General features: G+C 72.2%; 11 protein-coding genes. 6 read left to right on the plus strand and 5 right to left on the minus strand.

The window, feature by feature from the left end; all coding sequences use genetic code 11:
* Positions 1-7 precede the first annotated feature (7 nt).
* Positions 8-1006 (plus strand): ScbA/BarX family gamma-butyrolactone biosynthesis protein, encoded by a 999-nt coding sequence (locus tag ABFX81_RS41810; protein WP_346139696.1) that lies wholly within the window; start codon positions 8-10, stop codon positions 1004-1006.
* Between the two features lie 89 nt (positions 1007-1095).
* On the opposite strand, the gene ABFX81_RS41815 is transcribed toward ABFX81_RS41810, so the two are convergent.
* The 4 genes from ABFX81_RS41815 to ABFX81_RS41830 form a co-directional block, all read right to left on the minus strand.
* The gene (locus ABFX81_RS41815; RefSeq protein WP_346139685.1) at positions 1096-2550 is read right to left on the minus strand and encodes an MFS transporter; all 1455 of its coding nucleotides are present in this window, start codon (positions 2548-2550) and stop codon (positions 1096-1098) included.
* A gap of 127 nt (positions 2551-2677) precedes the next feature.
* The gene (locus ABFX81_RS41820) at positions 2678-3409 is read right to left on the minus strand and encodes an HAD family hydrolase (RefSeq protein ID WP_317924560.1); all 732 of its coding nucleotides are present in this window, start codon (positions 3407-3409) and stop codon (positions 2678-2680) included.
* A gap of 130 nt (positions 3410-3539) precedes the next feature.
* Positions 3540-4238 carry an HAD family phosphatase gene (locus ABFX81_RS41825; protein ID WP_307177581.1) on the minus strand — a complete coding sequence of 233 codons (699 nt, stop codon included), beginning with the start codon at positions 4236-4238 and terminating at the stop codon, positions 3540-3542.
* A 60-nt stretch (positions 4239-4298) separates the two neighbouring features.
* Positions 4299-5291 (minus strand): aldo/keto reductase, encoded by a 993-nt coding sequence (locus ABFX81_RS41830; protein ID WP_346139686.1) that lies wholly within the window; start codon positions 5289-5291, stop codon positions 4299-4301.
* Between the two features lie 356 nt (positions 5292-5647).
* On the opposite strand from ABFX81_RS41830, the gene ABFX81_RS41835 reads away from it, so the two are divergent.
* The 4 genes from ABFX81_RS41835 (at position 5648) to ABFX81_RS41850 (ending at position 9119) form a co-directional block, all read left to right on the plus strand.
* Positions 5648-6658, plus strand: coding sequence for a beta-ketoacyl-ACP synthase 3 (locus tag ABFX81_RS41835; protein WP_086854051.1), 1011 nt, complete (start codon positions 5648-5650; stop codon positions 6656-6658).
* A gap of 82 nt (positions 6659-6740) precedes the next feature.
* Positions 6741-6980 (plus strand): acyl carrier protein, encoded by a 240-nt coding sequence (locus tag ABFX81_RS41840; protein WP_020272690.1) that lies wholly within the window; start codon positions 6741-6743, stop codon positions 6978-6980.
* Positions 6980-8212, plus strand: a complete 1233-nt coding sequence (locus ABFX81_RS41845; RefSeq protein WP_346139687.1) for a beta-ketoacyl-[acyl-carrier-protein] synthase family protein — start codon at positions 6980-6982, stop codon at positions 8210-8212. The genes ABFX81_RS41840 and ABFX81_RS41845 overlap by 1 nt, the downstream gene beginning before the upstream one ends.
* A 127-nt stretch (positions 8213-8339) precedes the next feature.
* Positions 8340-9119 carry an alpha/beta fold hydrolase gene (locus ABFX81_RS41850; protein ID WP_086851530.1) on the plus strand — a complete coding sequence of 260 codons (780 nt, stop codon included), beginning with the start codon at positions 8340-8342 and terminating at the stop codon, positions 9117-9119.
* 6 nt (positions 9120-9125) lie between these two features.
* Here the strand turns inward: ABFX81_RS41850 and ABFX81_RS41855 are convergent, their stop codons facing one another.
* Positions 9126-9944, minus strand: a complete 819-nt coding sequence (locus ABFX81_RS41855; RefSeq protein ID WP_086851532.1) for a BTAD domain-containing putative transcriptional regulator — start codon at positions 9942-9944, stop codon at positions 9126-9128.
* A 256-nt stretch (positions 9945-10200) separates the two neighbouring features.
* Here ABFX81_RS41855 and ABFX81_RS41860 point away from each other — a divergent pair, with 256 nt between their 5' ends.
* Positions 10201-14124, plus strand: coding sequence for a type I polyketide synthase (locus tag ABFX81_RS41860; protein ID WP_346139688.1), 3924 nt, complete (start codon positions 10201-10203; stop codon positions 14122-14124).
* Positions 14125-14226 lie beyond the last annotated feature (102 nt).

The following is a 14226-nucleotide window of genomic DNA, read 5'->3' on the forward strand; positions in this document are numbered from 1 at the left end:
GACCGTGATGGCCGAGACGGACCGTGTGGGGGCCGCGCTGCGTGCGCTCACGTTCGAGCACACCGTGGCGAAAGGGCTCGTACACCGGCGGGCGCTGTCGGAGGTGTTCCTGACCGACAGCACGGCGGTCGACGACGACCACTTCGTGGCCGGAGCGCAACTGCCGCCGTCCCACGCCTACTACACCGACCACACGACCGGCTCCGCGGTCGATCCGCTGTTCCTGCTGGAGTGCTGCCGCCAGGCCGAGACGCACGCCGTGCACGCGCACTTCGGGGCGCCGGACGGCACCAAGTTCGTTCTCCAGCAGTGGTCGATGGAGCTGCCGGGCCTGACCGCCCTGGAGCGCGCCCACGGGCCGGCCGAGGTGACGATCGCGGCCACGACGCACGACGCGCAGTGGGTCGGCGGGTCGCTGCGCGGTCTGCGGTACCGCATGGCGATCAGCGTGTCCGGGCGGCCGGTGGGCGAGGTGACGATGCGGGTGAAGTACGTCGCCGACAGCGTGTACGGGATGCTCCGCGGCCGGCGGGACGGCGGGAGCACGCCGACGTCCGAGTCGTACCGCCGACCGGTCACCGAAGGCCTCGTGAGGCCCGGGCGCGTGGGCCGGGAGCGGCCGGAGAACGTGGTGCTGCTCGACCCGGTAACCGAGGGCCGGCAGGTCCGGGCACGGCTGCTGGTGGCCGGTGGTCACCCCAGCCTGTTCGACCACGCCCAGGACCACGTGCCCGGCATGGTGCTGATGGAGGCGGGACGGCAGACGGCCCTGCTGACCGCCGAGGAGCTCTTCGGGGCCCCGGCGGCCTCCTGGTCGCTCACCGGGCTGGAGGCCTCGTTCGGCGCCTACGCGGAACTCGACGAGCCCCTGACGGTGATCGGCGACGGCCACGAGCGGGCGGCCGACGCCGCCGGGGCCGTGTCGGTCCCCGTGACGTTCGAGCAGGGCGGGCGCGGTGTCGCCAGGGCCGTCTTCCGGCTGGAACGCGGCAGCGCGGGACGGTGACCACGAAAGACCGTCCGGACCCCAGGAGATGGGGTCCGGACGGTCTTCTCGTTCCGCAGGCGGCAGCCCAGAGGGCAGCGGGGAGGGGTTCACCCCTCCTGAGCGGTGGAGGACTGGTCCAGGTCACGGTCACGGACCATGGTGAAGATGGCGATCGCACCGGCGAGGGCCACGCAGGCCAGCACCACGTAGACGACGCCCCAGCCGTGCTGGAGACCCTGGACCGCCCGGTCCACCAAGTCCTCCCCGCCGCTCGCGCGTACGGAACCCAGCCGGCCCTGGACCACGTCGTCGGCCATCGCACCGTCGCCCGCGGACAGTTGCTGACGGGTCGAGGTGAGCAGCAGCCCGCCCACACACGCCACGCCGATCGTCTCGCCGGCGACGCGGAGGGTGTTGAACATGCCCGACGCCATACCGCTGCGCTCGGCCGGCACCACGCTGACCGCCGCGTTGTCCATGACGCCGAAGGCCAGACCGATACCGACACCGGCCAGCAGCAGCGCCGCGTACAGCCCGGTACGGGACGACACCGGGTCGGTGAACGTCATCAGCAACAGCGCGACGGCCAGCACCGCCGGTCCGAGCGCCAGCAGCATCCGCACGGACAGCAACCGCACCAGCGTGCCGGTGAACAGCGGCAGGACGAAGACCGGCAGCGTCAGCGGCAGCAGCATCGCTCCGGACATCGTCGAGCCCGCGCCGCCCGCGCCCTGGAAGTAGGGCGGCAGGTAGACGAGCAGGGCCGCGAACGCGAAGACGATGCTCACCGGCTGCCAGATGATGGCGACGAACGTGGGGCGCCGCAGCAGGCTCAGGTCGAACATCGGCTCGGCGACGCGCAGTTCGACCACGACGAACAGGGCGAGGAACAGCGCCGCACCCGCGAAGGAGCCGAGGGTGACGATGCCGCCCCATCCCTGTGAGGGCCCCTCGACGAAGCCGAGGGCGAGCAGCATGAGGGCCAGGGTGAAGGTCAGCACGCCGGGCAGGTCGATGCGCCGCGCACCCGGATTCTTCGACTCGGGCAGCGTGCGGGCCAGGACGAGCACGACCGCCCCGAGCACGACGTTGACCAGGAAGACCGCGTGCCAGGACGCGACACCCACCAGCAGGCCGGACACGAACGGGCCCATCGCCAGGCCGAAACCGATCGAGGCGCCGAAGATGCCGAAGGCCCTGGCCCGGGCGGCCCCGCTGAACGTGTGGGCGAGCAGCGCGGAACCACTGGTCAGCACCGCTGCCGCGCCCATGCCCTGGACGAAGCGCGCCAGGTCCACGAGCAGGATGGTGGGCGCGGTGCCGGCGACGAGGGAGGCCAGCGCGAAGACGGCCGTGCCGCTCCGGAACAGACGGCGGCGCCCGAAGAGGTCGGCCGCGGAACCGGCCGCGAGCATGAAGGCGGTGAACGCCACGTTGTAGGCGTTCAGTACCCACTGGGTGGAGGCGGCCGAGGCGTTCAGCGCGCCCGACATGTCGGCGAGGGCGACTCCCGGCCCCGTGACGGAGATGGGCAGCATCACGGCGGCCAGAGCGATGGCCACCAGCACACGCGTGGGATTGGGGCCGGTCTCCGCAGGGACGGCCCTGGGGGGTGACAGCTCGGAATCAGCAAGTGACTGGGACATCGAAACCTATCAATCCTGGGGGCAAACTGGGTCGGGTGCGCGGTCAGAGCCGGGAGGCCGGCAGCGGGGCCCGGCCGGCCGGCGGGCGTGCGGCGGGCGGGGCGTCCTGGGCGGCGAGGTGAGCGCCGAGCTCCGCGAACGAGGTCACCTGCGCGTCGATGAAGGACCCGAACGCCGACACGTCGTCGTCCGAGAAGACCGCGCCGCGCATCAGCACCGTACGCAGCCCCGCGATCTTGGCCGCGCGCAGAGCGAGCGGGGAGTCGTCCACCAGCAGCCACTGCCCCGGGTCCACCTCGCCCTCGGCCGCGAGCAGCGCCGCGTAGGTGTCCGGATCGGCCTTCGAGGCGTGGTCGAGCGCCACGTAGTCCTCGGGCCCGAACAGCCCGTCGAGCAGCGAGCGGCGCGCGGTGGCGCGGTCCATCGTGGAGAAGACCCGCAACCGCACGCCCCGCGCACGCTGCTGGGCGCAGAACGCCTCCACGCCCTCGCCGAGGGCCAGCGGCGTGCCCCGGACGGCGGTCAGCGACCTGAGCGCGTCGATCTCGGCGTTCAGGTGCTGCTCGATACCGAGACCCGCGAACAGCACGCGCAGGCTCTCCCGTTGGGGAAAGGTGCTGATGGCCTTGAACTGCGTGACGGTCGCCTCGATGGGCAACTCCGTGTGGCGGTTGATGCCTTCGTGCAGGGCGAGCAGCAGCAGGCTCGACGCGTTCAGGCTCAGCACTCCGTCGAAGTCCAGCAGCAGGGTCTGCGGGGAAGCGGCGCGGTCCAAGGCGTAACTCCTGGGTGTGTGAAGGGGGCGCGGCAGGAAGGGCCGGGACCGCGCGGGGAAGGGGAGGGGCGCCGGTGGCGCCGGACGGGCCGGGGGCGGCCGGTCCGGCGCCGCGGGGCGGCGCGTGGGCTCAGTCGCGCCAGACGGAGTGCGCGGCGGCCTCGGCGTCGAGGGTGCGCAGCAGCTCCTCGTCGATGGAGTGCAGTGAGTCGACGATGTGCCGGGCGCCGCTCTCGCGCATCAGCTGGGGCTGGAAGCTGTGCTCGAAGGAGCTGGGGTGGCCGATGAAGGGGATGTCGAGGGCCTTGGCGACCTCCGCCACCCGGGCCACGTCGTCGATGAACAGCACCTCGTCGTGCTTCAGGCCGAAGACCTCGGTGGTGATCTCGCGCAGGCCGGGGCGGAAGTCGTTGGTGCAGACGTAGCCGGGCTCGTCGAAGAGGTCGGCGTGCTCGCCCAGGAAGTGGTCGAAGTGCGACTTGTCGAGGCCGCCGTAGCTGACCGTCTTCAGTCCCAGCCCGCGCAGCCGGCGCAGCAGGTCGATCGCGCCGTCGAGCAGCTCGACCGGGTGGTCGCGGGTGTACTCCTCCCGCTCCTTGAAGTAGACGTCGATCGCCTCCTGGGCGGTCCACGGAACGCGTGCCGCGTTCGCCATGCCCTGGCCGCCGACCAGCTGCGGCTGGGAGAAGATGCTGCGCTCGACGTCGGCGGTGTACTCGCCGCCACGACTGACGATGAAGTTGTGGATGACCGGGCTGAAGGTGTCGTTCAGCAGGACGCCGTCGATGTTGACGGCGGCCAGCTTGAGCTGCTTGAGCTTGTCTGCCATGGGATTCCTCGTTAGCTGGTGAAGAGACTGAAGGGCGAAGGGAGTGAAGAGCGCAGGGAGTCAGTGGCCGACGGTCGCCATGCCCGCCGGGTCGTAGCGCTCGCCGGAGACGACGTCGTGGGGCACCGCGGCCGACACGGCGGCCAGTTGCTCGTCGGTGAGCCGCAGTTCCGCGGCGGCGACGTTCTCGCGCAGGTAGCCGATGCGGCGCGTGCCCGGGATGGGGACGATGTCGTCGCCCTGAGCCAGCAGCCAGGCCAGGGCGAGCTGCACGGGACTGCACCCGTAGAGCTCCGCGAGTTCGCGCAGCCGCTCGACCATCCGGATGTTGCGCGCCAGGTGCTCCTGCTGGAAGCGGGGGTGCGAGTGCCGGAAGTCGGTGGGGTCCAGGTCCTCGGGCCGGCTGATCGCGCCGGTCAGGAAACCCCGTCCGATCGGCGAGTACGCCACGAGTGACGTGCCCAGCTCCCGGGCCACCGGCAGGACTTCCGCCTCCACCTCGCGGGTCCACAGCGAGTACTCGGTCTGCAGGGCCGCGATGGGGTGGACGGCGTGCGCCCTGCGCAGGGTCTGCGCGGTCACCTCGGAAAGCCCCAGGTGCCCGACCTTGCCGGCCCGCACCAGCTCCGCCATGGCTCCGACCGTCTCCTCGACGGGGATGTCGGGGCTCTTGCGGTGGAGGTAGTAGAGGTCGATGTGGTCGACGCCCAGGCGCTTCAGCGAGGCGTCGACGGCCCGCCGGCAGTGCTCCGGGCTGGAGTCGATGTTCCGGCCCTGCCGCGGGTCGCTGTCGTCGCGACGGATGCCGAACTTGGTCGCGAGGACCACCTGGTCGCGGCGGCCCGCGATGGCCCGGCCCACCAGGCTCTCGTTGTGGCCCTTGCCGTACATGTCGGCGGTGTCGAGCAGCGTGACCCCGCTGTCCAGGGCCGCCTGGAGGGTCGCCAGGCTCTGGGCCTCGTCGGTCGGACCGTAGAACTCCGACATCCCCATGCAGCCGAGACCGATGGCGGAGACCACCGGGCCGTTCGTGCCAATCCTGCGTTGCTGCACTCAGTTCTCCTCGTGCGCGGTCGTGAGCGGGGTCGTGTGAAGGGGTGTCCGGAGCACGTTCGCCTGCACCGCGGCGCAAGGGCCGCCGCCGGACGCATTCCAGGCTGGCAGCGCGTACTTACGCACCACTCACGTGCCTCTCACGTCCGACGTGAGCGGCACGTGTCCCCTGCGTGGGCCGCTCGTGAGGGAAAGCGGAGCCCGCGTTGCCAGGGTGAGAACTCCGACGGCGCCACAGCACATCGGTGCACCACGACAGCAGCCAGGAGGAACGACGCAGTGACGGCTACGACAGCGACAAGGGCTGTGGCTGACAGCAGTACCTCGAAGACGTCCCACGGTGGCGGAGACGCCGGATGACCGGGCCGGACCGCGCGGCGGTCGTCGCCGGCCTGGGCAGCTGGGTCCCGCCCACGGTGGTCACCAACGACGACCTCGCCCGGCAACTGGACACCTCGGACGAGTGGATCAGCAGCCGGACCGGGATCCGCCGGCGGCACGTCGTCGACCCGGGCGGGTCGACCGGTGACCTGGCCGTCGAGGCCGGGCGCAGGGCCCTGAAGTCCGCGGGCGAGGAGCGGGCCGACGTCGTCGTGGTCGCCACCAGCACCCCGGACCGCCCCTGCCCGGCCACCGCGCCCGAGGTCGCCGACCGGCTGGGGCTCGGCGGGGTCGGCGCGTTCGACATCGCCGCCGTGTGCACGGGCTTCGTCTACGCGCTGGGGGCGGCGGCCGGTTTTGTCCAGGCGGGCTTCGCCCGTTCCGTCCTGGTCATCGGGGCGGACACCTTCTCCACCATCCTCAACCCGGCCGACCGTACGACCCGGGCCATTTTCGGGGACGGCGCCGGAGCGGTGTACCTGCGCGCCGGCGCGGCGACGGAGCCGGGCGCCCTGAAGGGGCTCCACCTCGGCAGCGACGGCGGCCAGAGCGACCTCATCCAGGTGGCGGCCGGCGGTTCACGGCAGCGCTCCACCGGCCGGCCGGCCGCACCGGAGGCCGGCTACTTCACCATGGAGGGCCGCCCGGTCTTCGCGGAGGCCGTGCGCCACATGGCGGCCTCCGTGACGACGACGGCCGACGCCGCGGGCTGGGCGGTCGAGGACATCGACAAGGTCGTCCTCCACCAGGCCAACGCGCGCATCCTGGCAGCGGTCGCCGAGCGCGTCGACCTACCGCCGGAACGGTTCCCCTCCAACATCGAGCGCGTCGGCAACACCGTCGCGGCCTCGATCCCGCTGGCCCTGGCCGACGCGTCGGCCGGCGGCGAACTGCTCCCCGGCCAGCGCGTCGTGCTCGGCGGGTTCGGCGGGGGACTCACCTGGGGGTCGGTGGCGCTCGTATGGCCCGACATCACGGCGGTCTGACGCCGGCCCCCACCGCATCACAGGCATCCCCACCTCTCACCTCTCACCCCTCATCACTCACCGCATCACAAGGAGAAACACCATGCAGGCGATCGCGGAGCGGGTCTCGGTCCTTCTCTCCGACCAGTTCAAGGTCAAGCCGGAGATCATCGCGTCCGAGGTGACGCTCGGCAAACTGTCCTTCGACTCCCTGGTCCTGATCGAGCTCGGCCTCGTCCTGGACAAGGAGTTCGGGGTCGAGATAGCGGACGGTGAGCTCACCGAGGAGCACACCCTGGACGACCTGGTCCAGCTGCTGTCGGCCAAGGGAGCGGCGGTCTGATGGCGGACGGTCCCGCACACGGCACGGCCGTCACCGGCCTGGGCCTGGTGACCCCGGCCGGAATCGGCGTGGCGGAGAACTGGGAGCGGGTGCTGTCAGGACGCTCCTGCGCCACGCGCGACCCCGCACTCACCGAGCTCTCGGTCGACTTCTCCTGCCGGGTACCGGGTTTCGACGCCGGTGAACTGCTGGGCGGCTTCGCGGGCTGGCAGCTGGAGCGCTTCGTCCAACTCGCCGTCGTGGCCTCCCGGATGGCCGTCGCGGACGCCGGATGGGACTCCACGACGTGGGACGGCACCCGGGTCGGGGTGGTGCTCGGCAACTCGCTCGGCGGCGCCGCCACCTTCGCGGAGCAGCACGACACGCTGCGCGAGCGCGGCGCCGGCAAGGTCTCGCCCCTGCTGGTGACGAAGTACATGCCGAACATGCTCGCCGGCTATGTGGCGATCGACGTCGGTGCCCGGGGGCCGAGTCTGGTCACCGCCACCGCGTGCGCCTCCGGGGCGACAGCCATCGGTACCGCCCGGGACCTGCTGCGCTCCGGCGCCTGCGACATCGTGCTGGCGGGCGCCAGCGAGTCCGCGCTCACCCCGACGGTGATGGCCGGGCTGTGCAAGATGGGCGCACTGTCCAAGTCGGGGGAGGCGCCCGAGCACGCCGGCAAACCCTTCGACGCGGAACGGGACGGCTTCGTGGCCGCCGAGGCGGCCGGCGTGCTGGTCCTGGAGCGGGAGGCGGACGCCCGCGCCAGGGGTGCGAGGATCCGCGCCGTCGTCAGCGGCTACGGATCCTCCTCCGACGCCCACCACGCCACCGCCCCGCACCCCGACGGGGAGGGCATCGAGCGGGCCCTGCGCGGCGCCCTGGCGGACGCGGGTGCCGGCCCCTCCGACGTCCGGCACGTCAACGCGCACGGCACCGCCACCGCGATGAACGACCTCGTCGAGGGCCGGATGCTGCGCCGCGTCCTGGGCGACACGCCGCTGGTCACGTCGACCAAGGGGGTCACCGGCCATGCGCTGGCCGCCGCGGGCGCCATCGAGGCGGCGTACACGGTGCTGGCCGTGCAGCACGGCACGGTGCCGCCGACGGCGAACCTGAAGAACCCGGACCCGGCCATCGACGTGGACGTGGTCAGCGGCGAACCCCGCACCACCCCCGTGGACGTCGCCGTCAGCACGTCGCTGGGATTCGGCGGCCACAACGCCGCGCTCGTCGTCACGTCGGCCTGAATCCGACGCCGCGAGGTCCGCGCCGGGCGGGGAGCACGCGCTCCCCGCCCGGCGCCGGCGCGGCGTCCTGCCCGCGCCCCCTGTCCCGTACGGCGCTCCCATGGCCCCGACCCACCAAGGAATGAGCATGGCTTCCCACGCCGAGGACTGGACACACGTGCTGCGGCCCTCCGCACAGCGCGGCAGCCGCGTCGTCGTCTTCCCCCACGCGGGCGCCGGCGCGCAGCGCTACGCGAGCGTCCTGGCCGGTCTGCCGGAGACGGTGGAGGTCGTGGGCGTCACACTGCCCGGGCGGGAGCGGCGTGCGAGCCTCGCACCACGTACGACGCTGACGACCGCCGTGCCGGGCATCCGCCGGGAGCTGAGCGCCCTCGACCCGGCCCCCACCGTCTTCTACGGCCACAGCCTGGGAGGACTGCTGGCGCTCGCCCTCGCCGACGCCGGCGGACACTGCGACGGCCTGGTCGTGAGCTGTTCGCAACCGGGCGCGCGCAGCAGGCCACGTCCGGAACACCCGGGTTCCGCCGCCGAACTGGCCGAGATCCTCGCCTCGCACCGCCTGCCCGCCGACGCCCTGCGCGACCTGTCGCTCAGCCCCGCGCGGCGGATCCTGGCCCATGACCTCGCGCTCGCGCGGGAAGCGCTGCACGCCGTGGAGCCGCTGCGGCTCGCCGTGCCGGTGACCGCGCTGGCCGGTACGGACGATCCCCTCGTCCCGCCGGGCGCGCTGCCCCTGTGGGCCCGCTTCACGTCGGGCCCGTTCCGCTGCCGGCTCGCCCAGGGCGGGCACTTCTTCCCCTTCACCCCGCAGGGTCAGGGGGTCGTGCTCGAAGAGCTCCTCGCGTCCCTGACGGCCGCTCGAGCGGGGGCACCCGCCGCCGCTCACGTGGGGGCACTCGCCCTTTGACGCCCGCTACGCCCCGACGAGATGGGGGGCGCGGTCGTCCAGGAACGTGTGCTCCAGCGCGTCGTCGCAGTTCAGGATCTGCTGCTGGAGGCGACGCAGGCGGTGCGAGGGTTCCAGGCCGATCCCGTCGGTCAAGGCGGTGCGAACGCCCTGGTAGGCCGCGAGCGCGTCGTTGCGGCGCCCGGAGAGGTACAGCGCCAGCATCAGGTACTCGTGCAGCACCTCGTCGTAGGGATTGAGCGCCACGAGGGCGTGCAGTTCGCCGATGACCTCGGCGTACCGGCGCAGCCGCAGGTCCAGGCCGACGCGCTGGCTCAGCACCGCCTTGCGGTCCTCCTCCAGCCGCAGCACGTGCGGGTGCAGCACGGGCCCGGCCGGCACATCGGCCAGGGGCGCGTCACGCCACAGCTTCAGCGCGTTGCCGAGCTGCGCCGATGCCTGTGACAGGTCCCCCCTGGCCTCCGCCTCTCCCGCCGCCGTCACGAGCCGGTGGTAGCCGACGATGTCGAACTGCTCGCCGGGGACTTCGAGCCGGTAACCGGTGGCCTCGGTGATCAGCGTCTCTTTGGGGAGACGGTCCGAGGGGCCGCCGTCGAGGGCGCGGCCGATGCTCTTGCGGATCTGCATGACGCAGTTCTGGATGCCCGTCGAGGCGCTCATGGGCACGTCCAGGCCCCACAGTTCGCGCTCGATGGCGGCCCGCTGCACCACGCGGCCCCGGTTCAGGATGAGCACGGCGAGGAGCTTTCTGGCCTTCAGCGCCGTGGGGACCACCGACACGCCGTTCATGGTCACGCGCAGGGGGCCCAGCACTCTGGCGATCATCCGTCCTCCTCGCTCAGGCAACCTGTGTAGCGGTTTATCAATGGACTGTAGCCCATCTTTTTACCGGTGTCGTTCGCGGACCTACCGCCCTATACAAGGAAACAGCAGGTCGCCCACCTTGCGAAGCTGGGAGAAATTCGCCTGTGACGCACTCTTCTTCTGCCGTTCATCGAGTCAACTGGAAGTCAAACTTGGTCTCTGGTTTACTTTTGGACCTCACGCCACAACCCAGGGGGGCTTCGTGCAGCAAGGCGGCATGCCTGACATCGCGATCGTCGGGATGGGATGCAGATTTCCGGGGGCGCGCGGGGTGCGGGCGTTCTGGCACCTGCTCGAGCACAACACCGACGCCGTCACACCCGTGCCGGAGGAGCGGTTCGACGTGCTGCGGTACCACTCGGCGCGGCCTGGCGAGCCGGGCACGACCGTCTCGCGGCACGGCGGGTTCATCGACGACCTGTACGGCTTCGACGCCGCCTTCTTCGGAATCGCCCCGCGCGAGGCGCTGGCCATGGATCCTCAGCAGCGGGTCCTCCTCCAGGTCGTCTGGGAAGCGCTGGAGGAAGCGCACATCCTCCCGTCCTCGCTGGCGGGCAGCCGCACCGGTGTCTTCGTGGGTCAGGCGACCGCCGAGTACGGAGACCTGGCGGAGTCCGACGGGCATCAGGACGTGCACGGGATGGCGGGCGGCCGGCTGCGGACGATGACCGCCGGGCGCCTCTCCTTCGCCCTCGACCTGCGGGGACCCAGCCTGATGGTCGACACCGCGTGCTCCTCCTCCCTGGTGGCCGTGCACCTGGCCCGGCAGAGTCTGCTGACCGGGGAGAGCGACCTGGCCGTCGCCGCGGGAGTCAACGCCGTGCTCTCGCCGTCCGACGCCATCACCTACTCCCAGGGCGGCATGCTCGCCCCCGACGGACGCTGCAAGTTCGCCGACGCCTCCGGTGACGGCTTCGTGCGCAGCGAGGGAGTGGGGGCCGTGTTACTCAAGCGGCTGCCCGACGCCCTGCGCGACGGCGACCAGGTCCTCGCCGTACTGCGGGGAAGCGCCGTCACCAACGACGGACAGGGCAGCGGAACACTGCTTCAGCCCGCCGTGTCCGGACAGACCGAGATGATCCGCTCCGCCTGCCGCAGCGCCGGCATCACCCCGGACCAGCTCGACTACGTGGAGGCACACGGCACCGGCACCCCCGTCGGGGACGACGTCGAACTGCGCGCACTGGCAGAGGCCGTGGGCGGCGAAGGACGGTCCCGGACCCGTCCGCTGCCCATCGGTTCCGTCAAGACGAACATCGGCCACGCCGAAGCCGCCGCCGGGATCGCGGGCCTGATCAAGACGGTGCTCATCGCCCGGCACCGCACCATCCCCGCGTCCCTGCACCTGCGCACGCCGCACCCCGTCCTGGCCGGGGACACCGCCACCCTCGCCTGCGTCACGCGCAACACCCCGCTCGTGCCCGGCGGCCGGGCCGCACTCATGGGTGTCAGTTCGTTCGGCCTCTCCGGCACCAACGCCCACGTGATCGTCGGCGAGTACGTGCCCGAGCCGCGCACGGAACAGCCCTCGCACGGCTCTTCCAACGCTCCCGAAGAGCCGCAACTGCTGCTGCTCAGTGCCCGCACCCCGGCCGCCCTGAGCCGGCTCGCCGCGCGCTACGCCGACTTCGTGGACGGCGACGAGGGGCGTGCGTTCACCCTGCGCGACATCTGTCACACCGCCGCCACGCGACGTGACGCCCACCCGTACCGCCTGTGGGCCGTCGGCCGCACCCACGACGAACTCGCCGCCGCACTGCGCGCCCTGGCCGAGGGGGAGGAGACCCCGGACGGAGGGACGGCCGACGCCGGGTTCACGGGCGACCGCCGGACCGCGTTCGTCTTTCCCGGGCAGGGCTCGCAATGGCTCGGTATGGGCCGCCGCCTGCTGGCCTCGGAAGCGGTGTTCCGCCGGACCCTGACGGAATGCGACGCGGCCGTCCGGGAGGAGCTGGGGTGGTCGGTCATCGGCCTGCTGACCGGCGACGGCGAGGACGCACCGCCGCGCGAACTCCCCGACGACGTCGCGGTGGTGCAGCCCCTGCTGTGGGCCATGCAGGTGTCACTCGCCGCGCTCCTGCGCGCCAAGGGAGTCGAACCCGACCTGTGCGTCGGGCACAGCATGGGCGAGGTGGCCACCGCCCAGGTCTGCGGGGCGCTGTCGCTGAAGGACGCCGCCTCCGTCATCTGCCGGCGCAGCTCGCTGATGCAGAGCCAGGCGGGGCGCGGCGCGATGCTCGCCGTCGAACTCGACGCGCCGGCCGCGGCGGCCGCTGCGGCGCCCTACGGCGACGCGGTGTGCGTCGCGGCGGAGAACGCCCCCGGCAGCACCGTCCTCGCCGGGGACGCGCGCGCTCTGCGCCTCATCGCCGAACGTCTCGAAGCCGAAGGGGTGTCCTGCCGGTACGTCAAGGTCAACGTGGCGTCCCACTCCCCGTACATGGCGGAGCTGCGGGACGACCTGGCCGGCGCCCTCGCCCACCTCACGCCGCTGCCCGCCCGGACCGCGATGCTCTCCACCACCCGCTGCGAGCCGGTCGACGGACCCGAACTGGACGCCGCCTACTGGGTGGACAACCTCCGCGAGCGGGTGCGCTTCGTGGACGCCGTGCGGACAGCCGCCAAGGAGGAGACGGTGTTCCTGGAGGTCAGCCCGCATCCGCTGCTCGTCCAGTCCGTCACGGCGGTCCTCGACGAACAGGGCGCCGCACCGGCCGCCGTGGCCACCCTCAAGCGCCACCAGGACGACGGCGAGAACATCACCCGGGCGCTCGGGCAGCTCTTCTCCCACGGCGCGCGCATCGACTGGAACCGCTACTTCCAGGGGACCGCGCCCCGCGTCCCGCTGCCGACGTACGCCTGGGACCAGGAGCAGTTCAGGAAGGAGCCGGCCCCCGCTCCGGCGCCCGCCGCTCCGGCCGAGCACGTACGGGAGGTCGGACTGCGCGAGCTGGGCCTGGACGACCTGGGGCAGAGCGTCCGCACCCGGGACGGCGCGGCGGTCGTACCGCCGGTGCTCTACGTCGAGGCCGTCCTGCGCGCGGCGGACGGCATCGGGCAACGCGCTGAAGGGGTGCTGGAGGACGTCGAGTTCGGGCCCCGGCCCTGGGAGCTGGCACACGCGCGCGATGCCGCCGTGCGCGTGTGCCTGACGCCCACCGCGGAACAGGGCTGTTTTGTCTTCACGGTCACCGCGCTGCGCACCGCGGACGGCACTCGGGACGGTGAGCTGTGCATGACCGGCAGGTTCCGCACGGCCGGCCCGGCCGCCGACGCGGGCGAGGACACCTCCGGCCGCAGCGTGACCGCCGAGCCGTACGGCCGGGAGCTGCTGGACGCCGGCCTGACCCGGTGCACCGCGTACGTGCCGGCGGCGGAGTTCTACCGCCGTGCCCAGGGCCGCGGCTACACCATCGACGCGGCGCTGCGCACCGTGGCGCAACTGTGGTGCTCCGAAGGGGAATCGGTGGCTCGCATGCGCCGCTCGCCCGGCGCGGGGACGGCGGCCGGGCTCGAAGCCGGCCTCCTGACGATGCTCGCCGTGTGGCCGCTCACCACGGGTGCAGCGGGGAGACCGGACGGCTACGTGCCGGTGTCCTTCGGCCGCGTCCTGGTCCGGGACGCGGCGGGAGTCGGCCGGGACCACTGGTGCGTCACCCGCTTCACGCCCTCGGACGGTACGGACGACGCACGCTGTGACGTGTGGCTGACGGCCGAGGACGGCCAAGTGATCGCGGAATTCCGTGACATACGGCTGCGACGCCGAGCGGTGGGCCCCGCCCACGCGACGCTCGACGCGGAAGGCCCGGTACCGGTTCCCGCGACGCTCGACGCGGAAGGCCCGGTGCCGGTTCCCGCGACGCTCGACGCGGAAGGCCCGGTGCCGGCTCCCGCGGCCACGATCCCCGGACGCGTCCCCACCCCCGACGACGTGCTCAAGCAGGCCGCCACCGTGCTCGGCCTCTCGGCGACCCGGCTCGACCCGCGCAGACCGCTGCGGACCCTGGGACTCGATTCCCTGCTGGCGACCGAGCTCAGGGTGCGTCTGCACCGCACGGCGGGTGTCGACATATCCGCCACACGGCTGCTGGGCCGCGAACCCATAGGCGTGATCGCCGCTTCCGTGGCGTCCCGGCCCTGACGTCACCTCAGGAAAACGAAGACCATGACTCATAGATGTACCGTGGTATAATTTTTTCATGGCCGGGGGAGCCCGCACAACGACGTGAGAAGGCGAGGAAGC

It is taken from the genome of Streptomyces coeruleofuscus (genome assembly GCF_039532725.1).
GTDB classification, from domain to species: domain Bacteria; phylum Actinomycetota; class Actinomycetes; order Streptomycetales; family Streptomycetaceae; genus Streptomyces; species Streptomyces coeruleofuscus.